Origin of the sequence: Streptomyces sp. NPDC048606 (genome assembly GCF_040650855.1) — a bacterium.
Taxonomy (GTDB): domain Bacteria; phylum Actinomycetota; class Actinomycetes; order Streptomycetales; family Streptomycetaceae; genus Streptomyces.
In genome coordinates, this window is sequence record NZ_JBEZIB010000008.1 from 113106 (window position 1) to 136939 (window position 23834).

The window sequence follows — 23834 nt, forward strand, 5'->3', positions numbered from 1 at the left end:
TCTTCCCCTTCCCCCGACGAACGCCGGTCCGCCGGCGCCGACCCGAGGAACCACCGTGCCGGAGACCAGCTTCAGCCGCGAGGAGATCCAGTCCTTCGCGCAGCTCAGCCCCTTCGAGCTGAAGGACAAGTTCATCCAGCTCGCCACCGCCGCCCAGGAGGAGAAGCCGGGGCAGAAGGACACCACCGCCCGCGCCATGCTCAACGCCGGTCGCGGCAACCCCAACTGGATCGCGACGGGTCCGCGCGAGGCCTTCTACGCGCTCGGCTACTTCGCGCTCGACGAATCGCGTCGGGTGTGGACCGCCGACAACCTCGGCGGCATGCCCGAGAAGGCGGGCATCGGCGACCGCTTCGACTCCTGGGTCCGACGCCACCCGGAGCTGCCCGGTGTCGAGATGCTGTCCGCGTGCGTCGCGTACGCGCTGTCGCGCTGGCCGTTCGACAAGGACGCCTTCGTCCACGAGCTCACCGATGCCATCACCGGTGACAACTACCCGGTGCCGGACCGGATGCTGACGCACGCGGAGCACGTGGTGCGCGGGTACCTCGCGGACGAGATGTTCGACAAGCGCCCCCCGGGGGACAACACCCTCTCCCTCTTCGCCACCGAGGGCGGCACCGCCGCCATGTGCTACATCTTCGACTCGTTGATGAAGAACGGAGTCCTCCACAAGGGCGACAAGATCGCCCTGATGACCCCGGTCTTCACCCCGTACATCGAGATCCCCGAACTCGACACCTTCGAGTTCGAGGTGGTCAACGTCTCCGCGAACCTCTTCGCCGAGACCGGCGTGCGCCAGTGGCGCTACCCCGAGGACCAGGTCGCCCAGCTCGCCGACCCCGCCGTCAAGCTGGTCTGCCTGGTCAACCCGAGCAACCCGCCCTCCCTGGCCCTGAGCGAACGGGTCGCGAACCAGATCAAGGACATCGTCGCGGGACCCAACCCCGACCTGATCATCGTCACCGACGACGTGTACGGCACCTTCGTGCCCGGCTTCCGCTCGCTCGCCGCCGAGCTGCCGCGCAACACCCTGCTGGTGTACTCGTACTCGAAGCACTACGGGTGCACGGGCTGGCGCCTGGGCGTCATCGGGCTGCACGAGGACAACGTCATCGACGAGATGATCGCCGGCTTCCCGCAGGAGCACAAGGACCGCCTGGCCAAGCGGTACGGAACGCTGAGCCTGGAACCCGAGAAGATCCGCTTCATCGACCGCCTCGTGGCCGATTCCCGCTCGGTGGCCCTCAACCACACGGCCGGACTCTCCCTGCCGCAGCAGGCGATGATGACCCTCTTCTCCCTCTTCGACCTGATGGCCGAGGGCCAGGCCTACAAGGAACGCATCCGCGCGATCGTCCACCGACGCCTCGACCTCCTCCTCGAAGGCGCGCAGATGAAGATCAGCGACGACGACCGGCGGGCGGGCTACTACATCGAACTGGACCTGCTCGCCGAGGCCGAGCGCACCCACGGCAAGGACTTCGCCGCCTTCCTGGAGAAGAACTACGAGCCCGTGGACCCGCTGTTCCGGCTCGCCGAACAGACCTCGGTGGTCCTCCTCAACGGGGGCGGCTTCGACGGCCCCGAATGGTCGGTCCGGGTCTCCCTGGCGAACCTGGACGACCTGGACTACCTGAAGATCGGCCACCACCTCAGGGGAATCTTCGACGACTACGCCTCGGAGTGGCGCCGCGCGCAGGCGACGGGCTGACGGCGAGGGGGTGCCCGCCCCACGGCGGGCACCCCCGCTGGAGCAACCGTGCGTCGCGCAGCCGCCGGGTACGGGGCGTGCCTCGCGCACGCGTACGCCGGGGCCGGATCAAGGGATCATCCCCCGCCATCCGCCCAGGCCCGCAGCACGACCGTGCAACCCGTCGAGTCGCGCGGAGGGACGATCTCGGACGCAGAGGGCGCTGAGAACCCGCAGCCCTCCAGCAGGTTCGCCCACTGGTAGGCCTCCCCCTCCCACCGGGGCACCGTCTCGGAGGGCACCCGGGCGGCCGTCGGCCCGTGCGCCTCGAACTGGGTTCCCGGGGTCAGGTGGGCCAGGACCAGCACGCCCCCGGGGCGTAGACGCCGGCAGATCGCCGGGAGGAGCACCTTCGGGTCTGTGAACCAGTGTGCGCCATACGCGGAGTACACGGCGTCGTACAGGTCCGTGGTGTGGTGCAGGTAATGCACGGCGTCGGCCTGGTGCACCTCGACCGCCGGCCCCCACCGGCGGTCGGCGGCGGCCACCTGCATCGGCGAGATGTCGACGCCGACGGCTCGCGCACCGAGGGCCGCGACGGCGGCGAGGCGGTCGCCCTTGCCGCACCCCAGCTCCAGGACGTCAGCCCCCGGCCCGACGCCGAGGAGTTCGACGCCGGGGCCGTGGCCCGGGTGGATCGTCCAGCTGAAGGGCGGCGGCGGGCCTTGGCGGCCGGCTGGGGTGAGGCCGGCATACCGGTCCCACTGGGACGAGGTGGTCATGGACGGCTCCGCGGGGAGAGGGCCCGGCCGCCGTGGCGGCCGGGCCCGTTGGGTCAGTCGTCAGACGGCAGCTGCATGACGAACCCGCGGGTGGGACGTTCGTCCGGATCGCGGGAAGTCGGCTGCTGTGCGGCCCGCCACGCTTCGACCAGCTCGGCGTACCGCGGGTCGTTCCACTCCTGCATGTGTCCTCCTATCGGGAGTGGAGCGTAGCGCCCGGTCAGACGGCGTTAGCTCGGTTCGGACAGGCACTGCGGGGTGGGCATGGGCTGGATCGGCCCGCAGTTCGGCGAGTGCTGGCAGGTCGCCGACACGTCGGTGACGCCGTTGTCCGGGCCCCGCCACAGCTCCCGGTCAACCGGGTAGCCGGCCATCTCGATCGCGACCATGGTGCGGTCGATGAATTCGGGGTCGTAGCGGCCGGAGGCCGGGAGTTCCGGGTAGTGGTGCACGAAGCCGCCCCCGAGGCGCTCGCACAGGCCGGTGTAGACGGCCGTGTGCAAGATCAGGGCGTGCCAGCCCTCGTCGACCACGCGGGACGGCGCGATGCCTCGCGCGCCCGTTGCCGCCGCGGCGACGAACTTCAGGCCTTCGAGCGTGACCCGCTCGGCCATGGTCCAGCCCATGTCGGGGTTGTCCTTGGCGACGGTCGCGATGACGGCGAAAAGGTCGGCGGGGGTGAGGAGGTCGCGGGCGTCACGGGTGCCGGGTTCCAGGGTCAACGTTGCGGTGGCGGCCTGCGCGGGGGTGGGCGGGCCGCCGGGCTTGGTGCTGCACGGCGGAGGGGGCGGGGTCGGACTGGTCATGTTCGTCTCCCTGGAAGTGGTGGTGCAGAGGTTCGTCAGCGGGTTCCTGCTGGGTCAGCGGACGCCGGTACGGCCGCCGCGCGTTCACGCGGCCTCGATGTTCGTGACGGCCGTGCTGAACTCGCGGCCGGACTTCATCCGGATGTAGGCGAGCGTCGCGTAGAACGCCTGGCCGTCATGCCGACCGACCTTCTCGCGCACCACGGCCATCAACTCGCCCTCGGCGCCGCAGGCAATGTCACGGACCCGGCGCCGCAGGAACGGGTGGTCCATGGCGGTGTACGGGTTGATCGGCGTGGTCACGAGGTGCTCCCTTCCGTCGTCAGCCGGTGGTGAGACCAGTCAACTGCGAGACGACGAAGTGGGACCATTTCCTATGCGGCACCCGCATACGGATATGCGCGCAGTGCGTAGGGGCACGCGAATCGACGGTTGAAACCCAAGACTGGGGGCACGTTGAGCATCACGCCGGCGGTCAAAGAAGCGTCCGCAGCCAAGGATTACGGGCGGGTCATCGAGTTGGTCCGCAAGGGCGCGAGGCTGACACAGACCCAGTTGGGCCAGACCTGCGGGCTGTCACAGTCGGCGGTGTCACGCCTTGAGAAGCGCGGGTCCGGGGCATACGCGACAGACGTCCTCGCGGTGATGGCGACCCACTTGGGCATCCCCGCCTCCCTGCTGGGGCTCGCGGACGCAGCGGTACGAGATGGGTACGAGCACATGGAACGAAGAAACTTCATGGGAGGAGTGGCCGCGGCAGCGGTAGCCCCAGCTCTGGCAGCGTTCCCCGATCCGAACGAGGGCGTTGGGCAAGCCGCAACGCTTCGGCTGGGCACGGCGTCCTACCGCCGCCTCGACGGGACCACCCCCTCAAGGGATCTCTCGGAAGCAGTGCAATCACACCTTCGGCTCGTGCAAACCGTGAGCCGAACCGCAAGCGACGATCGCCAACGGGCCCGGTTGGCGGCGGTCGGCAGCGAAGCCGCGAGCCTGGTGGGCTGGCTCTCGTGGGACATGGGCGATCACGGGTCAGCGCGAAGCTGGTACGGATCCGCGATCAAGGCGGCGCGCGCGGCAGGGGACCCCCTCCTCGCCTCCTACCAGGCAGGCAGCATGGCCCAGTTCGAGGCCGACGCCGGAAACGGGGCGCAGGCCCTGAACTGGACGCGGAAAGCGCGGGGCTTCCTGGACGCTCGTAGGCCGGCCGTCGCAGACGCGTGGCTGTCGGCGGTCGAGGCGCTCGCCCACGCTGCGGCGGGAGACGAGGAGGCGAGCGACCAGGCCCTGACCACGAGCCGGTCACTGGCCGCGCGGCTGGGGTCCGAGGACCCAGCCCCGTGGCCCTGGGTGTTCCGGTTCAGCGAGGCGAAGGTGGTGGCGGCGCGGGTTGCCTGCGGGGCCCGGCTGGGGCTGCCCGCCTGGGTCCTCGACGCTGACACGAAGGCGCTGGCCACCGGGCACACGAAGCAGCGCGCGCTCCTGCTGCTGGACATCGCGGCCGGCCATCTGGCGGCCGGCCGGGTCGAGGGCGCGTTCGCGATGGCCTCCCAAGCCCTGGAGTCCGGGGTCCAGTACCGTTCCGGACGGATCGTGGACCGTGCCCGTGCGGTCCGCCGCTCGTACCGCACCGCGTCACCGCCCAAGGTGGTCCGCGACTTCGACGAGCAGCTGCACGACGTCTACCTGTAGGGGAGGCACGCGATGCGTGTGGGAATCACCGGCCATCGAGGGCTGAACACGGAGGTCGAGCAGCGGGTTCGCGCGCTCCTGGAGACGGCGGTGAGCCAGAACGACGCCGTCGAGTTGGTGGGCGTCTCCTGCATCGCGGACGGCCCTGACGCCTGGTTCGCCGAGTATGTCCTCGCGCACGGTGGGTGTTTGGAGGTGGTGATCCCGGCTGACGAGTATCGCGACAACCTCCCTGCGGAGCACCGGGCCGTGTACGACCGCCTCCTAGGCCGGGCCACCGAGGTACACCGCACGGGGATGGCGGCCTCCGACTCGGCGGCCCACATGGCCGGCAGCGAGATCCTCGTCGGTCTTGTCGATGAATTGTGGGCCGTCTGGGACGGGAAGCCGGCATGGGGGTACGGGGGCACAGCGGACGTGGTGGCGTACGCCGAGCGAACGGGGGTACCGGTGCGCATTCTCTGGCCGGAAGGCGCCGGCCGCTGAGCCCCGGACGCACGCAAGCGCCCCCTCCCGGCCGGAGGCGAGAGGGGGTGTTCTCGGGTGGGGCTGCTGTCGGCGATGAGGTCGAGGGTGCTCGGCGCTCGATCCGCGCGGCCTGGGCTACTGGGCCGCGGATCCCACGACCGGGTAGTGGTCCGAGAGGGCGTCGTACGTGTAGGAGGTGCCCCAGCTGGAGACCGTCCAGGGGGTCGTCGTCTCCTTGATCACGTTGTTGTTCCAGCCGGCCGGGCGGGCGTGGCCCTTGCGGTGCAGGACGTAGTCCAGGTCCTCGCGCGGGTCGGTCGGGTAGCGGTACTTCGCGATAGAGTTCAGCGCGGTGTCGAAGGAGTACGGGTGGCCCGTGCGGCTGTCGGTGCCGGCCAGGTCGGCGTCGGCCAGCATGGAGGCGTACTCCGGGGTGCGCGAATCGACGTTCATGTCGCCCGCGACGATGACCTGTTCGGCCGCCGGTATGTTCTTCGCGTCCAGGAAGGCGTCGATGGCCCGGAACTGTCGGGAGCGCATCTGGGCCGCCTCGCCGGCCCCGCAGCCGGGGTCGGTGGACTGGGCGTGCGTGCCCACGACGTGCACCCGGGTGCCGTTCACGTCGAGGACGACGTAGGCGAAGCCCTTGTTGGACCACCAGTCGGCGCCGCACGCGTCCTTGTAGACGACCTGCTCCTTGCGGACGATCGGCCACTTGCTGAGGACCATCACCCCGCCGTCCTCGGGCGTGGTGGCGGAGTACGCGCCGCCCGTGGCGTCCCAGCCGCTCTTGCTGCGGCCCACCACCGGCGTGGCGTACGGGTAGCGGGAGGCGGAGTTCGCCCGCAGCGCGTCCGAGGCCGCGTTGTCGAAGGCCTCCTGGAGCACCACCACGTCGTGGCCCTGGTAGAAGGAGGCCTTGGGGATCTCGGCGGCCCGGTGGTCCTGGCCCCAGTTCGGGTAGAGGTTCTTGCTCATCAGGAACGCGTTGTACGTCAGCACGCTCAGCCGCGGCGTGGCGGCCTCCTCCGCCGCCGTGGCGGCGGGCGCGGTGGCGAGGGCCAGGGAACCGACGGCCAGGGCGGCGACGGCCGTGGCGGCGGCCCGGTGGCGGCGGTGCGAGATCTGCGGCATGGGGGTCTCCGTCATTCCTGCGGGAAGATCGACGCCGTCATACAAGCAGCCGCGGTTACTTCGGGGTAACACCCGTGACAAGACTTTCTGTCCTGCTCGGGACATCGTGGGGGACCGCCCGCCGGGGGCGGTCCGACGCAAGGGGTGAATACTGGAAGGACCGCCACAGGACACCCCGGGGGAGCACGGATGAGTACGAAGGCGACGCCCGGGACCACCGGCGACCACGACCCGGACCGCGAGCGCGGGAAAGCGCGCGGCCGCGATCCCGAGCCGCCGCCGCCCGGCGGAGTGCTCTGGAGCACCGCCGGGGACATCCGCTCCCTGCTGACCCTGCCCGCCGCCTTCACCCTCCAGGTCGCCCACCCCGCCGTCGGCGCCGGCGTCGACCGGTACTCCGTCTTCCGCACCGACCCCTGGGGGCGCGGCGAACGCTCGCTGCGCTCGGTGCAACTGTGGGTGTACGGCGGGGACGAGGCCGCCGCCGAGGGCCGGCGCGTGCGCCGTCTGCACCGGGAGATCCGGGGCGTCGACACCCGGGGCCGCGCCTACCACTCCCTCGACCCCGCCTGCTACGCCTGGGTGCACGCCACCGGCTTCCCCGTCTCCCTGTACGCCGGCCGCTACCTGTTCCGCCGCATCACCCCCGCCCAGGAGCGGCAGTTGTACCGGGAGTGGCTCCAGGTGGGCCGGATCCTGGGTCTGCGCGACCGGGACATGCCGCAGACCGTCGAGGAGTTCTGGCCCTACTACCACCGGATGCTGGCCGAGGAGATCGAGCCGACCAAGGTCGCCCGCGAACTGGTCGCCACCGACACCCCGGTGCCCCGCCCCGAACCCCGCTCCCGCGTCGCACGGGCACTGCTGCGCCCGACCTGGCCGCTGCTGCGGGTCGCCTACCTGCGCTTCCGGGCCTTCGTCACCGTCGGGTACATGCCGCCCGAGGCCCGGGCCGCCATCGGCCTGGAGTGGACGCCCGCGCAGGAGCGCCGGCTGCGCCGGCTCAGCACCGCCGCGCGGATCCTCGTACCGCTGCTGCCGGAGAGGGTGCGCTACCTGCCGATCGCCCGCGCCGCGCGGGCGCGCCGGCGCGCCGGAGTCCGCTGAGGACCCCGGCGCGCCCGCACGCGGTGCCGTCGGGCGCGATCAGTGGCCGTGGTCGTGGCCGGCGGCGTGACCCCGGTCGTCGCGGTCGTGGACGGTGTTCGTCGCGGCGATCTTCTTCCAGGACTTCGGCTCCGCCGCCGGCTTGGCGGGCGCCGCGCCGAAGGTGCGGGCGCCCGGGGCCGCCGCGGCCGACGGGGCGTAACCGGGCTTGCCCGCGGTGTAGAGCCAGGTCTCGAACAGCTGGGCGAGCGGCTTCTTCGAGATCTTCTCCGCGTACCGGACGAAGTCCCCGACCTTCGCGTTGCCGTAGGCCCGCTCGGTCGGCCAGCCCTTGAGGATCTTGAAGAAGGCCTCGTCGCCGATCTCGTCGCGCAGCGCCTGGATGGCGATGGCGCCACGGTCGTAGACGGCCCCGTGGAACTGGTTCTCGGCGCCCGGGTCACCCGGCTTGACCTGCCAGAACGGGTCCTCGGCCGGGCGGGAGGCGTAGGTCCACTGCGCGAGCTCGCGCGCGGTGCCCTCGCCCTCCTTCTCCGACCACAGCCACTGGCTGTAGCGGGCGAAGCCCTCGTTGATCCAGATGTCCTTCCAGTTGTCCACGGAGACGCTGTCGCCGTACCACTGGTGGGCCAGCTCGTGGACGACCACCTGGATGTTGGCGCCGTTCGCGAACTGGCGCGGGCTGTAGAAGGGCCGCGTCTGCGTCTCCAGGGCGAAGCCGCTGGGCACGTTCGGGACGTAGCCGCCCAGGGCGTTGAAGGGGTACGGGCCGAACACCCCTTCCAGCCACTCCGCGACCTCGCCGGTCCGCTCGATGCTCGCGCGCGCCGCGCCCGCGTTGTCGCCCAGGTCCTTGCTGTAGGCGTTGAGGATCGGCAGGCCGTTCGCGGTGGTGTCGGTGGTGATGTCGAACTTGCCGACGGCCAGCGTGGCCAGGTACGTGGCCTGCGGCTTGTTGGAGCGCCAGTTGTAGCGGGTCCAGCCGAGCTTGGAGGACTGCGACTGGAGGACACCGTTGCTGATGGCCTGGGTGCCGTCCGGGACGTTGATCGACACGTCGAAGGTGGCCTTGTCGAGCGGGTGGTCGTTGCTCGGGAACCACCAGGCGGCCGCGTCGGGCTCCTGCGCCGCGACCCCGCCGTCCGGGGTGCGCTGCCAGGCCGACCAGCCGTCGACCTTGAACTCCGAGGGCTTTCCCGCGTACTTGACGACGACGCTGACCTGCTTGCCGCGCGCGAGCGCCTTCTCGGGGGTCACCTCCAGCTCGTGGGCGCCGGAGGTGGCGAACTTGGCCTTGATCCCGTTGACGCGGACCTCGCTGACCTTGAGGCCGAAGTCGAGGTTGAAGCGCGACAGGTCCTGCTTGGCGGTGGCCAGGAGGGTCGCGGTGCCCTCCAGCAGGTCCGTCTTCGGCTGGTACTGCAGGCGCAGGTCGTAGTGGGAGACGTCGTAGCCGCCGTTCCCGCTGGCCGGGTAGTAGGGATCGCCGAGACCCGGGGCACCCGGAGTCGAGCTCGCCGCGGATGCCGGGATCACCAGCAGGAGGGAGGCGGCGAGCACGCTCGGGGCGATGACTGTGCGGCGCACGATGAGCTCCAAGTGGTAGGGGAGGCCGATGTGTTCGACCGTATTCACCCGCGATGCCCGCGTCATGTCCATGGCCACCTCTGTCACACGATCGCCATTCGGCCGTCACACCCCGCTCAGCGGACACCGTGCGGGGCCGGTGTTCCCGTACGGGGAGCCGCGCGCGGGGGCGCGGACCGTACGCGGTCGGGCGGGCGAACGGCGTCAGGAAGGCCGGAAATCGCCGGGTCCCGGATCCGCGGATCCCCGGATCCCCGGCGCGGGATCCCGGCCGGACGGGCCCCGGCCGGACGGGCGCCGCGACCGGAAGGGTGCCGGCCCGCCGGCCGGGCGTCGAGGAGGCGCGCGGGCGGCGACGGGCGCCGAAGGCCTCGACGGCGTCGCGGGCGCCGCGCGGGGCGGGGCGGGAACGCCGGGGTTCCCGGGGGTGCCGGGGCTCCCGGGGGTACCGGACATACTGAGCGGTCGGTAACCTGCGGGGCATGACGCTTCCCGCGCACGCCGCCCGCCGCTGTTGGCACGCCGCCATCAACCCCCTGCACTCCACCGTCTACTTCTCCCGCGACCTCGCCACCGAGTACGCCGCCCTCGGCGTCACCGACTCCGTGGCCGTCAACCTCGCCTCCCGCTCGGCCGCCATGGGCGCCGTCGGCCCCGGCGCGGTCACCGCCGCCTTCTACAACTACCGCCACGACCTCGTCGCCACCCACCTGCCCGCCGTCTGGCGGACCCTGACGCCCGAACAGGCCCTCGCCGCCCGACTGCGCGCCGTCGACGCCACCCTGCGCCGCGTCCTGGGACCCGAGGCCGTCGAGTCGCCCGAACTCGCCGAGGCCGCCGACCTCGCCCTGCGCGCCGCCGAGGCCTGCACCCGGCACGGCCGCACCCTCTACGCCGCCCACGCGGACCTCCCCGTCCCCACCGAGCCCCACCTGCGGCTGTGGCACGCCACCACCCTGCTGCGCGAGCACCGGGGCGACGGCCACCTCGCCGCCCTCCTGATCACCGGCCTCGACCCCCTCGAAGCCCTGGTCAGCCACACCGCCACCGGGCACGGCATGAGGCCGAAGTGGGTCAAGGGCATCCGCGGCTGGCGACAGGAGGACCTCGACGCCGCCGCCGACCGGCTGCGCGCCCGCGGAGCCCTCGACGCCGCCGGGGAACTCACCGAGGAGGGCGCAGCCCTGCGCGAGCGCCTGGAGACCGAGACCGACCGGCTCGACGCCGCCCCCTACGAGCACCTCGGCGCCGCCGGTCTCGCCCGCCTCCACGAACTCGGCGGCGGATTCGTGCGCCGGGCCGTCATGGGGGGCGCCTTCCCGGCGGACCTCACCGGCAAGGCCTGACCGGCAAGGCCTGAGCAACAAGGCCCGACCGGCGAGGCCCGACCGCGACCCGCAGGCCTCCCGACGTCCGCCGCGGCCACCTGCCACAATTGGCAGCCTTCCACGCAAACGAAGGCAGGCGGGACCGCAGTGACGATGTCCATCGAAGGCAGGATCGCCGAGGAGCTCGGCGTACGGGAGCGGCAGGTCAAGGCCGCCGTCGAGCTGCTCGACGGCGGCTCCACCGTGCCGTTCATCGCGCGCTACCGCAAGGAAGCGACCGAGATGCTCGACGACGCCCAGCTGCGCACCCTGGAGGAGCGGCTGCGGTACCTGCGCGAGCTGGAGGACCGCCGCGCGGCGGTCCTGGAATCCGTACGGGAGCAGGGCAGGCTCGACGCCGAGCTGGAGGCCCGGATCAACGCGGCCGACACCAAGGCCCGACTGGAGGACATCTACCTCCCCTTCAAGCCCAAGCGCCGCACCAAGGCCCAGATCGCCCGCGAGGCCGGCCTGGAGCCCCTGGCCGAGGGCCTGCTGAGCGACCCCTCCGTCGACCCGGCCGCCGCCGCGGCCGCCTTCGTCGACGCCGACAAGGGCGTCGCCGACCCGGCCGCCGCCCTGGAGGGCGCCCGCGCCATCCTCACCGAGCGCTTCGCCGAGGACGCCGACCTGATCGGCGACCTCCGCGAGCGCATGTGGGGGCGCGGCCGGCTCGCCGCGAAGGTCCGCGAGGGCAAGGAGGAGGCGGGCGCCAAGTTCGCCGACTACTTCGACTTCGCCGAGCCCTTCACCGCCCTTCCCTCGCACCGCGTCCTCGCCATGCTGCGCGGCGAGAAGGAGGACGTCCTCGTCCTGGACCTGGAGCCCGAGGCCCCCGAGGACGCCGACACCCCCGGCCCGTCCACCTACGAGGGCATCGTCGCCCGCCGCTTCGGCGTCGCCGACCGCGGCCGCCCCGGTGACAAGTGGCTCGCGGACACGGTCCGCTGGGCCTGGCGCACCAAGATCCAGGTGCACCTCGGCATCGACCTGAGGACCCGGCTGCGCGCCGCCGCCGAGGACGAGGCCGTACGGGTCTTCGCGGCGAACCTGCGCGACCTGCTGCTCGCCGCCCCCGCCGGCACCCGCGCCACCCTCGGCCTGGACCCGGGCTTCCGCACCGGCGTCAAGGTGGCCGTCGTCGACGCGACCGGCAAGGTCGTCGCGACCGACGTGATCCACCCGCACGTTCCCGCCAACAAGTGGGACGCCTCGCTGGCCACGCTCGCCCGCCTCGCGAAGGAGCACGCGGTCGAGCTCGTCGCCATCGGCAACGGCACCGCTTCCCGCGAGACCGACAAGCTCGCCGGCGACCTCATCGCCCGCCACCCGGAGCTGAAGCTCACCAAGGTGATGGTCTCGGAGGCCGGCGCGTCCGTGTACTCGGCCTCGGCCTTCGCCTCCCAGGAACTGCCCGACATGGACGTGTCGCTGCGCGGCGCGGTCTCCATCGCCCGTCGGCTCCAGGACCCGCTCGCCGAACTCGTCAAGATCGACCCGAAGTCCATCGGCGTCGGCCAGTACCAGCACGACCTGTCCGAGGTGAAGCTGTCCCGCTCCCTCGACGCGGTGGTCGAGGACTGCGTCAACGGCGTCGGCGTCGACGTCAACACCGCCTCCGCGCCGCTCCTGTCGAGGGTCTCGGGCATCAGCGGCACCCTCGCCGAGAACATCGTCGCCCACCGCGACGCCAACGGTCCCTTCCGCAGCCGCAAGGGCCTCAAGGACGTCGCCCGCCTCGGCCCGAAGGCCTACGAACAGTGCGCCGGCTTCCTGCGCATCCGCGGCGGCGACGACCCGCTGGACTTCTCCAGCGTCCACCCCGAGAGCTACCCGGTGGTGCGGGCGATGGGCAAGACCGCGGGCGCCGAGGTCGCGGCCCTGATCGGCAACACCTCCGTCCTGCGCTCCCTGCGGCCCGAGCAGTTCGTCACCGACTCCTTCGGCCTCCCGACCGTCACCGACATCCTGCGCGAGCTGGAGAAGCCGGGCCGCGACCCGCGTCCCGCCTTCAAGACGGCCACCTTCAAGGAAGGCGTCGAGAAGATCGGCGACCTGGCCCCCGGGATGATCCTGGAGGGCGTGGTCACCAACGTGGCCGCCTTCGGCGCCTTCATCGACATCGGCGTCCACCAGGACGGCCTCGCGCACGTCTCCGCCCTGTCGAAGACCTTCGTCAAGGACCCCCGCGACGTGGTGAAGCCCGGCGACATCGTCCGGGTGAAGGTCATGGACGTCGACATCCCCCGCAAGCGCATCTCCCTGACCCTGCGCCTGGAGGACGAGGCCGGCGCCGAACGCGGCGCCGGAGTGCCCGGCCGGCGGGAGGAGCGGCGCGAGGACCGCCGCGGCGGCGGACGCCCGCCGCAGCAGCGCGGCGGCGGCCAGACCGGCCAGACCGGCAACGGCGGCAACGGCCAGGGACGGAGCGGAGGTCAGGGACAGGGCCAGGGCGGACGCGGCGGACGCGGCGGCGCCGGCGACCGCCGCCAGGGCGCGCAGGGCGGCGGCCGTCCCTCCTCGGCGCCCGCGCCGGCCAACAGCGCCATGGCCGACGCCCTGCGCCGGGCCGGCCTCACCGGCCCCGACCAGGGCCGGGGACGCTCCTGACACGGCGACCGGCCCCGCCGGCCGGCGGGAAGCGGCACGAAGCGGCAGGAATGGCCGAATAGGCACCCCACCAGCGGGAATGCCTTGCCAACCCGCCCGGCACGTCTGTAGGGATGGTGGAACGCCCGTTCGTCACGCGCGAACGGGCGTTCCGCATTCCCCCACCGGGGCCCCACCCCCGAGCCCGCCCCAAGGCACAGGACGCCATGCCGCCACCCACCCACGCCTACCGACGCTGCCCGCGAAAGGGTCCGCGGAGGGAACCGCACATGCCCCACCGGAACCTCAGCCTGCGCAAACGGTGCGAGGTGATTCTCGGTCACATGGACCTCGCGCCACCGCTGTCCCTCGACACCCTGTGCGCCCGCATCGCCGAGCGCCGGGGCCGGCCGATCCGCCTGCACCCGCTCCCCGAGGAGGCCGCCGCGTCCGGGGTCTGCGGACTGTGGGTCGGCACCGACACGGTCGACCACGTCTTCTACGAGGACCGCACCACCCCCCTGCACCGCGAGCACATCGTGCTGCACGAACTGGGCCACATCCTCTTCGGCCACCACTCCCTCGACGGCGAGGAGAGCGACGGGCACGCCCCCGTGGTCCTCGGCCGCACCGACTACAGCACCCGCCAGGAGCGGGAGGCGGAGATGCTCGCCAGCATGATCCGCGTCCGCATCCGCACCTCCGGCGCCGCGCACGCGCGGCCCGCCTCCGCCGCCCGGGGCGCGCTCGCCCGGCTGGAGTCCGCCATGGGCTACGAGCGGGGCGTGCGCGATGGCGGCTGAGCTGCTCGCCCTCGGCGACCGGCTGGCCCTCCCCAGCGTCCTCGCCCTGTGGGCCGCCGTCCTGCTGCGCGCCCCCGGCGCCCTGCGCTCCCCGGAGCAGCGCGGACTGTGGCTCGCGGTCGCCACCGCCGCCGCCGCGATGACCCTGAACCTGCCCGCCGTCGTCGCCTACGCCATGAGCCGCGATCCCGGCTACGCGCACTCCGTCGGCCTCGTCCGCAACGTCATCGGGGTGCTGTCCGCCGGCGCCGTCCTCTACTTCGTCGCCGCCGCCACCCGCGGCCCGCGCCTGCGCCTGGCCTCCTGCGCGGGCACGGCCGCCTGGCTCGCCACCCTCCTGACCCTGGACCTGGCGGCCCCGGCGCACGGCCCCCACACCATCGGGTCCGCCGGCGCCCCGGTGCCCTCGCTCTCCTACTGGCTCGTCCTGGTCTCCGCCCACCTCGTCGCCAACACGATCTGCGTGCGGGTCTGTTGGCGCTACAGCCGGCGCACCGAGAGCCGCGGGCTCGCCGCCGGACTGCGCCTGTTCGGCCTCGGCACGGCGCTGGCGGGGCTGTTCTGGTTCGCCTTCCTGCTCAAGGCCCTGTTCGGGACCACCTGGGCGATGCCCGCCCTGCCCCTGCTGATGAACCTGCACGGCCTGTTGCGGGCCGCGGCCATCCTGGTCCCGACCCTGTTCACCCTGCGCCGCACCACCGCCGACATCGCCACCGCCTGGCGGCTGTGGCCGCTGTGGCGGGACCTGGTCCAGGCCGTCCCGCACGTGGTGCTCTCCGAGCCCCGCACGGGCCGGGTCCTGGAGCTGCTGTGGCCGCCCGTACCGCGCGACCTGCTCGTCTACCGCAAGGTGATCGAGACCCGCGACGCGATCCTGATCCTGGGCGAGTACGCGGCCCCCGGCGCGACGGAGCGGGCGCGCAGCCACGTCGCCGGCAGCGGGATCCCCGAACCCCGGCGCGCGGCCGCGGCGTTGGCCTGCGTACTGAAGGAGGCGCGCCAGGCCAAGCTCGCCGGGCGGACCGGGGTGCCCGGGCCGACCCCCGGCCTGGAACTGCCCGCCGAGATCAGGGCCTCGGGGGAGGGCGGCGACCTGGAGGGCGAGGCCCGCTTCCTCGTGGACGTCGCCCGCGCCTACGACTCGCGGGCCGCGACCGCCTTCGCCCCCGGCGCGGCCTGACCGGCCACCGACGCCGACCGATCCGCCGTACGGGACCGCCGCGCGCGGCCCCGCGCACCGAACCGCAGGAAGTGGGACCCAGTTGACCACCGTACTCATCACCGGCGCCAGCGCCGGACTCGGCGCCGCCTTCGCGCGCGGCTTCGCCGCCAAGGGCTGCGACCTGGTCCTCGTCGCCCGCGACAGGGAACGCCTCGAATCCGTCGCCGCATCGCTCGCCGGGGAGTTCGGGACGGTCTGCGAGGTCCTGCCCGCCGACCTGCTCGACACCGGCGACCTCGAACGCGTCGCCGCCCGGCTCGCCGGCACCGCCCGACCGGTCGACGTCCTGGTCAACAACGCCGGCTTCGGACTGCCCGCCCCCTTCCCGTACAACCCGTACGCGGACGAGGAACGGATGCTCGACCTGCTGGTCAAGGTGCCGCTGCGGCTCACCCACGCCCTGCTCCCGGGCCTGCGCGAGCGGCGCCGGGGCGCCGTCCTCAACGTCTCCTCGGTCGCGGGCCTGCTGCCGACCGGCACCTACGGGGCGGCCAAGGCCTGGGTCACCGCCTTCAGCGAATCCCTGCGCGTCGACATGGAGCCGTACGGTGTGCGCGTGCTGGCCGTCGTACCGGGCTTCACCCGCACCGAGTTCCAGGAGCGGGCCGGCATGGACGTCAGCGCCCTGAGCGAGGCGGTGTGGCTGGAGCCCGAGGCGGTGGTCGCCAAGGCCCTGAGCGACCTCGCCCGGCGCCGCCCGATCAGCGTCACGGGCCGACGCTACCGGGCGTACGCCCTGGCCGTACGCCACCTGCCGCGCGGGTTCGTCGCCCGGAAGATGGCCCGCAGGCGCGCGGCCCCGACGGGGACGCGCACCTGACGCACGGCCGCACCGCACCGCACCGGGCGGTGCGGGGGCCGGGCTACAGCTCCGTGACCTTGCCCTCCGCGACCTCCAGGCGGCGGGTCACGTGGACCGCGTCGAGCATCCGGCGGTCGTGGGTCACCAGCAGCAGGGTGCCCTCGTAGGCGTCGAGGGCCGCCTCCAACTGCTCGATCGCCGGCAGGTCGAGGTGGTTCGTCGGCTCGTCCAGGACCAGCAGGTTCACCCCGCGCCCCTGGAGCAGCGCCAGGGCCGCGCGCGTGCGCTCGCCCGGGGAGAGGGTCGCCGCCGGACGCAGCACGTGCGCCGCCTTCAGGCCGAACTTGGCCAACAGCGTGCGGACCTCGGCCGGTTCGGTGTCCGGCACCGCCGCGCAGAACGCCTCCAGCAGCGGCTCGTCGCCCAGGAAGAGCCCGCGCGCCTGGTCCACCTCGCCGACCAGCACGCCCGAACCGAGGCCGGCGGCGCCCGAATCCGGGGCGAGCCGGCCCAACAGCACTGCGAGGAGCGTGGACTTGCCGGCGCCGTTGGCCCCGGTGATCGCCACCCGGTCGGCCCAGTCGATCTGGAGGCTCGCCGGCCCGAAGGCGAAGTCGCCCCGCCGCACGGCCGCCTCGCGCAGGGTGGCGACGACCGAGCCGGAGCGCGGGGCCGACGCGATCTCCATGCGCAGCTCCCACTCCTTGCGCGGCTCCTCGACCACCTCCAGCCGTTCGATCGCGCGCTGCGTCTGGCGGGCCTTGGCGGCCTGCTTCTCGCTGGACTCCCCGCGCAGGTTCTTGCCGATCTTGTCGTTGTCGCTCGCCTTGCGGCGGGCGTTGCGCACGCCCTTGTCCATCCAGTTGCGCTGCATCTGGGCCCGGCCCTCCAGGGCGGCCTTCTTGCCCGCGTACTCCTCGTACTCCTCGCGGGCGTGACCGCGGGCGCGCTCGCGCTCCTCCAGGTAGGACTCGTAGCCGCCGCCGTAGAGGTTGATCTGCTGCTGGGCCAGGTCCAGTTCCAGGACCTTGGTGACGGTCCGGGTGAGGAACTCGCGGTCGTGACTGATGACGACCGTGCCCGCGCGCAGCCCCTTGACGAACTGCTCCAGCCGCTCCAGACCGGCGAGGTCGAGGTCGTTGGTGGGCTCGTCGAGGAGGAACACGTCGTAGCGGGACAGCAGCAGCGAGGCGAGACCCGCCCGCGCCGCCTGCCCGCCGGACAGGGCCGCCATCGGCAGGTCCAGGCTCACCGAGAGCCCGAGCTCGCCGGCCACCTCCTCGGCCCGCTCGTCGAGATCGGCGCCGCCCAGGTCCAGCCAGCGGTCCAGGGCCTCCGCGTACGCGTCGTCCGCTCCCGGGGTGCCGTCGACGAGTCCCTGCGTGGCCGCGTCGAGCTCCGCCTGCGCGGCGGCGACCCCGGTGCGGCGGGCCAGGAAGGTACGGACCGACTCGCCCTCGCGCCGCTCCGGCTCCTGGGGCAGGTGGCCGACGGACGCGCCGGGCGGGGACAGCCTGAGCTCACCGGTCTCGGGGGTGTCGAGCCCGGCGAGCATCCGCAGCAGGGTCGACTTGCCGGCGCCGTTGACGCCGACCAGGCCGATGACGTCACCGGGCGCCACCACGAGGTCGAGATCGGCGAAGAGCGTGCGCTCACCGTGCGCGGCGGTGAGCTTCTTGGCGACGAGGGTTGCAGTCATGATGCCCCGATCCTATCCGCGCCCCGCCGCACCCCCGGCGGCCACCGCCCGCCCGCCCGCGACCCCCGCCGGCCCGCCCCGCACCGAGCCGGAAGTCCCTAGGCGCCGATCAGGCGCAGCCCGCACCACAGGGCGGTCACGGCCACCACCAGGGCGGCGGGGGTGGTGAGCAGGCCGAGCCGGGTGAAGCGGCCGAGGCCCACCGGTACGCCGTGCTCCAGCAGGACCCGCCGCCACAGCAGGGTCGCCAGCGAGCCCGCGTAGGTGAGGTTCGGGCCGATGTTCACGCCGATCAGCACGGCCAGGACCGGCCCCGCCCCGCCGCCGGCCGCCAACGGCAGCAGGGCCAGCACGGCGGGCAGGTTGTTGATCAGGTTGGCCAGGACGGCGGCCACCCCGGCCACGGCGAGCAGCGTCGGCAGGGAGTCCCCCTCCGGCAGCACCCGGGCCAGGCCGTCGCCGAGCCCGTGGTCCACGACGGCCCGGACGACCACCCCGAGCGCGAGGACGAACAGGCAGAACGCGGGAGCGGCCGAGGCCACGACCTGCCGCACCGTCGTCTCCCGGCGGCGCAGGGCCCGTACCCCCAGGGCGATCGTGCCCGCCAGCGCCGCCCACGCGGGGCTCGCCCCGGCGACCGAGGCCACGGCGAAGCCGACCAGGGTCAGCGACAGCACCACGAGCGCGAACCGCGGCATCGGCGCCGGCTCGACCGCCTCGGGGACGTGCTCGGGCGGGGCCGCCAGGTCGGCCCGGAAGAAGCGGCGGAAGACGGCGTACTCGACGGCGATGGCGCCGACCCAGGGCAGGAACATCAGGGCCGCGAACCGGGTGAAGGTGAGCCCGCTGGCGGCGAAGGCCAGCAGGTTGGTCAGGTTGGACACCGGAAGCAGCAGCGACGCCGAGTTGGACAGGTGCGCGGTGGCGTGGACGTGCGGGGCCGGCCGGGCCCCGAGGCGGGCGGCCGTCGCCAGCACCACCGGGGTCAGCAGCACCACCGTGGCGTCGAGGCTGAGCGCGGCCGTCACCCCGGAGGCCACCAGGAACACCCCGCCGAGCAGCCCGACGGGGCCACCGCCGGCCGCCCTGCGGGCCACGGCCGCGCCGGCCGCGCGGAAGAGCCCCTCGTCCGCGCACAGCTGGGCCAGGGCCAGGATCACCGCGAGGAAGCCAACCACCGGAAGCAGCTCGCGGACCTGCGCCCAGGCGTCGGACGGCGACACCGCGCCGAGCGCCACCAGCAGCCCGGCCGCCGGCACCGCGGCCGCCGCCTCCGGCAGTCCGCGCGGGCGCAGCACGGCGAAGCCCAGGACGCACAGGAGCAGGGCGGCCGAGAGGGACTCGGCGAGGACGGTGTTCAGGGCGCTGCTCCGGAAGGACGGGTCGGTGACGGGCCGGAGCCAAGGATCGCAGCCCCGCCCGGGCCGCCCCGCACCGGATGCCCGATGGCCGGATAGGTGGGATCCCCGTCATTGCGGCCATCGGCGGTGCGTCACACCATGGAGGCATGACGTCGCGAAACGTACTGGTCGTCCTCTACGACGGGGTCCAGAGCCTGGACGTGACCGGCCCGGTCGAGGTGTTCAACGGGGCCTCGCGCTGCCCCGGCGACCGGGAGGGCTACACGATCCGGACGGTCTCCCCGGGAGGCACCCCGGTGCGCACCGACAGCGGTCTGAACCTGCTTCCGGACGGCCCGCTGGAAGGCGCCCGGCCCGACGCGGACACCACCCTGCTGGTCCCCGGCGGGCGGTACTCGGGCGATTTCGAGCCCCGGATCACCGAGTGGCTGCGCGCGTACGGGGGACGCGCGGGCCGCCTGGTCTCCGTGTGCACCGGCGGCCTGCTGCTCGCCGAGGCGGGACTGCTCGACGGCCGCCGGGCCACCACCCACTGGAACGCGTGCGAGGGGATGGCCCGCGCCTATCCGGCGGTGACGGTGGAACCGGACCCGATCTACGTCCGCGACGGCCACGTCGCCACTTCCGCCGGGGTCACCGCCGGCATCGACCTGGCCCTGGCCCTGGTCGAGGAGGACCACGGGCGGGACGTGGCCCTGCTGGTCGCCCGGCACCTGGTGGTGTTCCTGCGCCGGCCGGGCAACCAGGCGCAGTTCAGCGCCCAGCTCGCGGCGCAGACCGCCCGGCGCGAGCCGCTGCGGGAGGTCCAGCGGTGGATCGCCGAGCATCCGGGCGGCGATCTGAGCGTGGAGGCTCTCGCCGGGCGGGCCGCGCTGTCCCCGCGACACTTCGCGCGCGCCTTCCAGGCCGAGACGGGGGTCACGCCGGGGAGGTACGTGGAGCGGGTGCGGGTGGAGCACGCGCGGCGGCTGCTGGAGGACACGGGGGAGGGGGTGTCGCAGATCTCCCGGGCGTGCGGGTACGGCACCCCGGAGGCGCTGCGCCGCGCCTTCCTGCGCCACCTCGGCCAGTCCCCGGCCGAATACCGCCGCCGCTTCGGCCCCACGCCGCCCGCCGCACCCCCCGCTCGCGTCCCCGCCCTCGACCCGCTCTGACCCGACCGTCCCCACGGGCCGTCCCCGTACGGCCGTTCCCGTACGACCGCCGCCCGATCCCGGGCGGCGCGACCGCACACCGTCCGCTCCCGAGGAGCCAGCCATGCAGATCGCCGTACTGCTCTACGACCGCTTCACCGCCCTCGACGCCATCGGTCCCTTCGACACCCTGGGCCGGCTCCAGGACGCCGAGGTCGTCTTCGTCTCCGAACACCCCGGGCCCGTGCGCACCGACAACGGCTCCCTCGCGCTCGTCGCCGACAAGGCCCTCGACGAGGTCACCCGACCCGACATCGTGATCGTGCCCGGCGGCCCGCATCCCGAGCTGCAGATGGACAACCCGGCCGTCCTCGACTGGCTGCGCTCCGTGGACGCGACGACGACCTGGACCACGTCCGTGTGCACCGGCTCGCTGCTCCTGGCCTCCGCCGGCCTCCTCGACGGCCGCCGGGCCACCAGCCACTGGCTCTACCTCGACCGGCTGCGCCCCTTCGGCGCCGAGCCCACCGGGGACCGGGTGGTCTACGACGGCAAGTACGTGACCGCCGCCGGGGTCTCCTCCGGCATCGACATGGGCCTCGGCCTCCTCGGCCGGATCGCCGGCGACACGTTCGCGCAGACCGTGCAGCTCATGTGCGAGTACGACCCCCAGCCGCCCTACGACGCCGGTTCGCCGGAGAAGGCCCCCGCCCCGATCGTCGCGGCGCTGCGCGCGGTCAATCCGTTGGACGCCAGCTGAACTTCGGCGTCCGGCGCTCCAGGAAGGCGGCGACGCCCTCGGCGGTGTCGCCGCTGCCGGCCGCCTGGCCGGCCCAGTACCCGTCCCGGTCGGCGCGGCCGTCGGCGAACTCCTTGGCCGCCGCCTGCGTCAGGCGCGAGCGGGTCGTGAGGGTCCGGGCGAACGCGGCCACCCGCTCGTCCAGCCGACCGGCCGGCAGCAGTTCGTTCAGGAAGCCCGCCCGCAGCGCGGTGTCCGCGTCGATCAGCTCGGCGGAGAAGAGGAGGTACTTGGCCCAGGCGGGGCCGACCAGGGAGGCCAGCCGCCGGGTGGACGAGGGCGGGTAGACGATCCCCAGCCTGGCGGGGGTCACCCCGAAGGAGGCGCCCTCCTCCGCGAACCGCAGGTCGCAGGCGGCGGCCAGCTGGCTCCCGCCCCCCACGCAGAACCCGCGGACCGCCGCGATCGTCGGCAGCGGGAACGCGGCGAGGGCCTCCTCCGCCGCCACCGCGAGGGCCTGCGGGTCGTCGTCCCCGGTGAGGGAGGAGATGTCCGCGCCCGCGCAGAAGGTGGGACCGTGCCCCGTCAGGACCAGGACGCGCACGTCGGGATCCGCCCCGAGGCGCGCGAGCTCGCGCGGCAGCGCCCGCCACATGGCGGCCGTCATGGCGTTCCGCTTGGCGGGGTGCGAGATCACGACGGTGGCCACGCCGTCGGACACGGAGGAGTGCAGGCCTGCGTCCATGCGCCGGATGCTATCCCGGGCGCCCGATCCTATGATCGGGGGGAGTCCGTCCGACCGGGGGAGTCCGTCGCGGGGGGTGCTGAAAGGTGGCACACGTCCATGGGCACCGACCGCACCGACCACCCGGCCGATCACACGGGCCGCGGCGCTCACCACGGCCGCACGGGTCCGCAGCAGGACCGAAGGAAACTCAGCCGCGGCTTCGGCCTGATGGCCCTGCTCGGGGTCGTCCTCGTCCTCGCCGGGCTGGTGGGCCTCTGCTACACCGGGTTCGCGACCCTCACCTCGATGTTCCTGTTCGGCTGGCTCCTGCTGATCGGTGGCGTGATCGGCCTGGTGCAGGCGGTGCAGGCGCGCAAGAGCAACTACTTCTGGCTGGCCGTCATCGTGGCCGCCATCAACATCGCCGCCGGTTTCGTGATCCTGCGGCGCCCCGAGGCCAGTGCCGAGGCGCTGACCATGTTCGCGGCGCTGTTCTTCCTCATCGGAGGCGTGTTCCGGCTCGCGGGCGCCCTCGTGGTGCGCGGGGCGCACTTCGGGCTCACCCTCGTCCAGGGCGCCTTCGGCGTCCTGCTCGGGATCCTCGTCCTGTGGAGCTGGCCGGGCAGCAGCCAGTACGTGATCGGCGCGTTCTTCTCGCTCGCCCTGCTGTTCGACGGGCTGAGCCTGATCGCCCTGGGCATGGGAGCCCGGCGGATCCTGGGCCTCGTCAAGGACGAGGAGCCCGAGGGTACGGTCGTGGGCGGCGCCGCGGACCCCGGCGCGGCCACCCCCGCTCCGGGCACATCGGATCAGGAACGGTCGAACAACTGACTCCGTCATACGCCGGCGGTCAAAAAGCGTCCGATTGCCGCTGACTTATGGTCAGCGGTCCGGTCCGGACCAGCGTCTTCTCCACTCTTGACACGTGGAGACGATCGAGCGTGAAGACGGGGGCCGGAAGATGAACGAGAGCGGGAGTGTCCCGCCGGCCGGGGGAGGTGAGGTGCCGGCTCCGGCCGACCCCCTCGCGTACGAAGGGGTGTGGCGCTTCACCGCCCCCGCGGTAGAAGAATCCGTTCCGCAGGCCCGCCGGGCCGTGCGCGACCTGCTCGGCCGCCAGGGGGTGCCGGCCCACCGGGACGTGGTGTACTCCCTGCTGCTGATCGTCTCCGAGCTGGTGACGAACTCGGTCCGGCACGCGGCGCTTCTCTCCCCCGAGGTGGCCGTCGAGGTGGCCGTGGGGCGGGCGTGGGTACGGGTGGCCGTCGAGGACAACCACCCGTACCGGCCCAAGGCGCTGGAGGCCGACTTCGGCCAGACCGGCGGCCGGGGCCTGCTGCTCGTGCGCGAGATCACGCGCGAGGCCGGCGGGGTGTGCGACGTCGAGCACACCTCCACGGGGGGCAAGGTGATCTGGGCGGCCCTGCCGCTGACCACCCCGGCCCCGGCCGCCGTCGGCTGAGCGCGGGCCCGGCCGCCCGAGCCCGCCGCCGCGGTTCGCCCCGGCCACCGCTACCAGCCGGCGGCGTCGCCCGTCAGCTCGCGGATCGCGGGCCGGGCCGCGTCCAGCACCGTCATGAACCAGGCGGAGAAGGGTGCCTCGGCGTGCCGCTTCGCCAGCTCCTCGGCCGTGACGAACGCGGTGTCGCCGACCTCCTCCGGATCCGGTCGCGGCGTCGAGCGCGCCAGTCCCACGAACAGGTGGTTGTACTCCTGCTCCACCAGGCCCGACGCCGGGTCCGGGTGGTTGTAGCGCACGGTCCCCGCCTCCGCGAGCAGCGCGGGCGAGAGGCCGAGCTCCTCGTGGGTGCGCCGGGCGGCCGCCGCGAACGGCGACTCGTCGGGGTAGGGGTGCCCGCAACAGGTGTTCGACCAGACGCCGGGGGAGTGGTACTTCCCGAGGGCGCGCTGCTGGAGCAGCAGCCGGCCCTGCTGGTCGAAGAGGAACACGGAGAACGCCCGGTGCAAGAGCCCGGGTGCCTGATGCGCGGAGAGCTTCTCCGCCGTGCCGATGGTGTTCCCGGACTCGTCGACCAGTTCGAGCATGATCGGTTCCTGAGTGCCGGTGCCGGGGGACGCGTGGCCTGCGTCGGTGGCTGGTGTGGTCGGCATACCCATCCTTCGCT

General features: G+C 73.2%; 23 protein-coding genes. 13 read left to right on the forward strand and 10 right to left on the reverse strand.

The window, feature by feature from the left end:
• Positions 1 to 55: 55 nt before the first annotated feature.
• Positions 56 to 1714 (forward strand): bifunctional aspartate transaminase/aspartate 4-decarboxylase, encoded by a 1659-nt coding sequence (locus AB0D01_RS11200; protein WP_363054845.1) that lies wholly within the window; start codon positions 56 to 58, stop codon positions 1712 to 1714.
• Between the two features lie 116 nt (positions 1715 to 1830).
• Here AB0D01_RS11200 and AB0D01_RS11205 read toward each other — a convergent pair whose 3' ends face one another.
• From AB0D01_RS11205 to AB0D01_RS11220, 4 genes are all read right to left on the reverse strand, one after another.
• Positions 1831 to 2475, reverse strand: a complete 645-nt coding sequence (locus AB0D01_RS11205) for a class I SAM-dependent methyltransferase (RefSeq protein ID WP_363054846.1) — start codon at positions 2473 to 2475, stop codon at positions 1831 to 1833.
• Positions 2476 to 2528: 53 nt separating this feature from the next.
• Complete coding sequence (locus AB0D01_RS11210) at positions 2529 to 2660, reverse strand: hypothetical protein (protein WP_363054847.1); 132 nt, start codon at positions 2658 to 2660, stop codon at positions 2529 to 2531.
• 45 nt (positions 2661 to 2705) lie between these two features.
• A complete protein-coding gene (locus AB0D01_RS11215) occupies positions 2706 to 3281 on the reverse strand; it encodes a hypothetical protein (RefSeq protein ID WP_363054848.1) in 576 nt (191 codons plus the stop codon).
• Between the two features lie 84 nt (positions 3282 to 3365).
• Positions 3366 to 3584, reverse strand: a complete 219-nt coding sequence (locus AB0D01_RS11220) for a hypothetical protein (RefSeq protein ID WP_363054849.1) — start codon at positions 3582 to 3584, stop codon at positions 3366 to 3368.
• Positions 3585 to 4001: 417 nt separating this feature from the next.
• Between AB0D01_RS11220 and AB0D01_RS11225 the strand changes: the two genes are divergently transcribed.
• Positions 4002 to 4970: a twin-arginine translocation signal domain-containing protein gene (locus AB0D01_RS11225; RefSeq protein ID WP_363054962.1), complete on the forward strand. Its 969-nt coding sequence runs from the start codon at positions 4002 to 4004 to the stop codon at positions 4968 to 4970.
• Between the two features lie 12 nt (positions 4971 to 4982).
• Positions 4983 to 5456: a hypothetical protein gene (locus AB0D01_RS11230; protein ID WP_363054850.1), complete on the forward strand. Its 474-nt coding sequence runs from the start codon at positions 4983 to 4985 to the stop codon at positions 5454 to 5456.
• A gap of 117 nt (positions 5457 to 5573) precedes the next feature.
• Here AB0D01_RS11230 and sph read toward each other — a convergent pair whose 3' ends face one another.
• On the reverse strand, positions 5574 to 6572 hold the full coding sequence (sph, locus tag AB0D01_RS11235; RefSeq protein WP_363054851.1) for a sphingomyelin phosphodiesterase: 999 nt from the start codon (positions 6570 to 6572) through the stop codon (positions 5574 to 5576).
• A 189-nt stretch (positions 6573 to 6761) separates the two neighbouring features.
• Between sph and AB0D01_RS11240 the strand changes: the two genes are divergently transcribed.
• Positions 6762 to 7679 carry an oxygenase MpaB family protein gene (locus AB0D01_RS11240; RefSeq protein ID WP_363054852.1) on the forward strand — a complete coding sequence of 306 codons (918 nt, stop codon included), beginning with the start codon at positions 6762 to 6764 and terminating at the stop codon, positions 7677 to 7679.
• Positions 7680 to 7718: 39 nt separating this feature from the next.
• Here the strand turns inward: AB0D01_RS11240 and AB0D01_RS11245 are convergent, their stop codons facing one another.
• On the reverse strand, positions 7719 to 9266 hold the full coding sequence (locus AB0D01_RS11245) for a M1 family metallopeptidase (protein WP_363054853.1): 1548 nt from the start codon (positions 9264 to 9266) through the stop codon (positions 7719 to 7721).
• Between the two features lie 482 nt (positions 9267 to 9748).
• On the opposite strand from AB0D01_RS11245, the gene AB0D01_RS11250 reads away from it, so the two are divergent.
• From AB0D01_RS11250 to AB0D01_RS11270, 5 genes are all read left to right on the forward strand, one after another.
• Positions 9749 to 10612, forward strand: coding sequence for a hypothetical protein (locus AB0D01_RS11250; RefSeq protein ID WP_363054854.1), 864 nt, complete (start codon positions 9749 to 9751; stop codon positions 10610 to 10612).
• A gap of 129 nt (positions 10613 to 10741) precedes the next feature.
• Complete coding sequence (locus AB0D01_RS11255; RefSeq protein ID WP_363054855.1) at positions 10742 to 13243, forward strand: Tex family protein; 2502 nt, start codon at positions 10742 to 10744, stop codon at positions 13241 to 13243.
• Between the two features lie 269 nt (positions 13244 to 13512).
• On the forward strand, positions 13513 to 14025 hold the full coding sequence (locus AB0D01_RS11260) for a hypothetical protein (protein WP_363054856.1): 513 nt from the start codon (positions 13513 to 13515) through the stop codon (positions 14023 to 14025).
• A complete protein-coding gene (locus AB0D01_RS11265; protein ID WP_363054857.1) occupies positions 14015 to 15205 on the forward strand; it encodes an MAB_1171c family putative transporter in 1191 nt (396 codons plus the stop codon). Before AB0D01_RS11260 ends, AB0D01_RS11265 begins: the two co-directional genes overlap by 11 nt.
• Positions 15206 to 15287: 82 nt before the next feature.
• Complete coding sequence (locus AB0D01_RS11270; protein WP_363054858.1) at positions 15288 to 16067, forward strand: SDR family oxidoreductase; 780 nt, start codon at positions 15288 to 15290, stop codon at positions 16065 to 16067.
• 43 nt (positions 16068 to 16110) lie between these two features.
• On the opposite strand, the gene AB0D01_RS11275 is transcribed toward AB0D01_RS11270, so the two are convergent.
• Both AB0D01_RS11275 and AB0D01_RS11280 read right to left on the reverse strand, forming a co-directional pair.
• Positions 16111 to 17748: an ABC-F family ATP-binding cassette domain-containing protein gene (locus AB0D01_RS11275; protein ID WP_363054859.1), complete on the reverse strand. Its 1638-nt coding sequence runs from the start codon at positions 17746 to 17748 to the stop codon at positions 16111 to 16113.
• 98 nt (positions 17749 to 17846) lie between these two features.
• A complete protein-coding gene (locus AB0D01_RS11280) occupies positions 17847 to 19109 on the reverse strand; it encodes an ArsB/NhaD family transporter (protein WP_363054963.1) in 1263 nt (420 codons plus the stop codon).
• A gap of 146 nt (positions 19110 to 19255) precedes the next feature.
• Here AB0D01_RS11280 and AB0D01_RS11285 point away from each other — a divergent pair, with 146 nt between their 5' ends.
• Positions 19256 to 20263 (forward strand): GlxA family transcriptional regulator, encoded by a 1008-nt coding sequence (locus tag AB0D01_RS11285; RefSeq protein ID WP_363054860.1) that lies wholly within the window; start codon positions 19256 to 19258, stop codon positions 20261 to 20263.
• Between the two features lie 103 nt (positions 20264 to 20366).
• Positions 20367 to 21002, forward strand: coding sequence for a DJ-1/PfpI family protein (locus AB0D01_RS11290; protein WP_363054861.1), 636 nt, complete (start codon positions 20367 to 20369; stop codon positions 21000 to 21002).
• Here the strand turns inward: AB0D01_RS11290 and AB0D01_RS11295 are convergent.
• Positions 20980 to 21726, reverse strand: coding sequence for an enoyl-CoA hydratase/isomerase family protein (locus tag AB0D01_RS11295; protein ID WP_363054862.1), 747 nt, complete (start codon positions 21724 to 21726; stop codon positions 20980 to 20982). The two genes, AB0D01_RS11290 and AB0D01_RS11295, sit on opposite strands and share 23 nt — an antisense overlap.
• A 210-nt stretch (positions 21727 to 21936) precedes the next feature.
• Between AB0D01_RS11295 and AB0D01_RS11300 the strand changes: the two genes are divergently transcribed.
• Together AB0D01_RS11300 and AB0D01_RS11305 are read left to right on the forward strand one after the other, a co-directional pair.
• Positions 21937 to 22539: an HdeD family acid-resistance protein gene (locus AB0D01_RS11300; RefSeq protein ID WP_363054964.1), complete on the forward strand. Its 603-nt coding sequence runs from the start codon at positions 21937 to 21939 to the stop codon at positions 22537 to 22539.
• Positions 22540 to 22669: 130 nt separating this feature from the next.
• Entirely contained in the window at positions 22670 to 23170 is a 501-nt protein-coding gene (locus tag AB0D01_RS11305; protein ID WP_363054965.1) for an ATP-binding protein, read from the forward strand.
• Positions 23171 to 23220: 50 nt separating this feature from the next.
• Here the strand turns inward: AB0D01_RS11305 and idi are convergent, their stop codons facing one another.
• Positions 23221 to 23820: an isopentenyl-diphosphate Delta-isomerase gene (gene idi / locus AB0D01_RS11310; RefSeq protein WP_363054863.1), complete on the reverse strand. Its 600-nt coding sequence runs from the start codon at positions 23818 to 23820 to the stop codon at positions 23221 to 23223.
• Positions 23821 to 23834 lie beyond the last annotated feature (14 nt).

Coding starts and splice junctions, on each gene's coding strand:
- AB0D01_RS11205 (WP_363054846.1), bottom strand. CDS start 2,475: ATGACCACCTCGTCCCAGTGGGACCGGTATGCCGGCCTCACCCCAGCC.
- AB0D01_RS11210 (WP_363054847.1), bottom strand. CDS start 2,660: ATGCAGGAGTGGAACGACCCGCGGTACGCCGAGCTGGTCGAAGCGTGG.
- AB0D01_RS11215 (WP_363054848.1), bottom strand. CDS start 3,281: ATGACCAGTCCGACCCCGCCCCCTCCGCCGTGCAGCACCAAGCCCGGC.
- AB0D01_RS11225 (WP_363054962.1), top strand. CDS start 4,002: ATGGAACGAAGAAACTTCATGGGAGGAGTGGCCGCGGCAGCGGTAGCC.
- AB0D01_RS11230 (WP_363054850.1), top strand. CDS start 4,983: ATGCGTGTGGGAATCACCGGCCATCGAGGGCTGAACACGGAGGTCGAG.
- sph (WP_363054851.1), bottom strand. CDS start 6,572: ATGCCGCAGATCTCGCACCGCCGCCACCGGGCCGCCGCCACGGCCGTC.
- AB0D01_RS11240 (WP_363054852.1), top strand. CDS start 6,762: ATGAGTACGAAGGCGACGCCCGGGACCACCGGCGACCACGACCCGGAC.
- AB0D01_RS11250 (WP_363054854.1), top strand. CDS start 9,749: ATGACGCTTCCCGCGCACGCCGCCCGCCGCTGTTGGCACGCCGCCATC.
- AB0D01_RS11260 (WP_363054856.1), top strand. CDS start 13,513: ATGCCCCACCGGAACCTCAGCCTGCGCAAACGGTGCGAGGTGATTCTC.
- AB0D01_RS11265 (WP_363054857.1), top strand. CDS start 14,015: ATGGCGGCTGAGCTGCTCGCCCTCGGCGACCGGCTGGCCCTCCCCAGC.
- AB0D01_RS11275 (WP_363054859.1), bottom strand. CDS start 17,748: ATGACTGCAACCCTCGTCGCCAAGAAGCTCACCGCCGCGCACGGTGAG.
- AB0D01_RS11285 (WP_363054860.1), top strand. CDS start 19,256: ATGACGTCGCGAAACGTACTGGTCGTCCTCTACGACGGGGTCCAGAGC.
- AB0D01_RS11290 (WP_363054861.1), top strand. CDS start 20,367: ATGCAGATCGCCGTACTGCTCTACGACCGCTTCACCGCCCTCGACGCC.
- AB0D01_RS11295 (WP_363054862.1), bottom strand. CDS start 21,726: ATGGACGCAGGCCTGCACTCCTCCGTGTCCGACGGCGTGGCCACCGTC.
- AB0D01_RS11300 (WP_363054964.1), top strand. CDS start 21,937: ATGGCCCTGCTCGGGGTCGTCCTCGTCCTCGCCGGGCTGGTGGGCCTC.
- AB0D01_RS11305 (WP_363054965.1), top strand. CDS start 22,670: ATGAACGAGAGCGGGAGTGTCCCGCCGGCCGGGGGAGGTGAGGTGCCG.
- idi (WP_363054863.1), bottom strand. CDS start 23,820: ATGCCGACCACACCAGCCACCGACGCAGGCCACGCGTCCCCCGGCACC.